We start from the raw sequence: 207 nt of genomic DNA, 5'->3' as shown, positions 1-207 counted from the left end.
GCGATCATTCAGACCGTGGCCGGTGACAACGTGGTGAATGCCGCCGAATCCCGTATGCCGACCCTGATCTCGGGTGTGGTGAGCGGTGATGCGCAGGCGGGCGATAAAGTCGTCGTCAGCGTTAACGGCCATGAATACCGTGGCGACGTGGTGGCGGATGCCAACGGTCAGTTGCGTTACGAAGTCCCGGTCCCGACTCATGCGCTG

1 protein-coding gene is annotated in these 207 nt (G+C 61.8%); it reads left to right on the top strand.

The genetic code is table 11. The features are described 5' to 3' along the window. Nucleotides 1-207 (top strand): Ig-like domain-containing protein (locus M975_RS22110; RefSeq protein ID WP_157093439.1); only part of this gene is annotated, 207 nt, incomplete at both ends.

It is taken from the genome of Buttiauxella brennerae ATCC 51605 (genome assembly GCF_001654925.1).
Taxonomy (GTDB): domain Bacteria; phylum Pseudomonadota; class Gammaproteobacteria; order Enterobacterales; family Enterobacteriaceae; genus Buttiauxella; species Buttiauxella brennerae.
The sequence above is the reverse complement of the archived record's forward strand: the minus strand, read 5'-3'. Positions and strand labels throughout refer to the sequence as shown.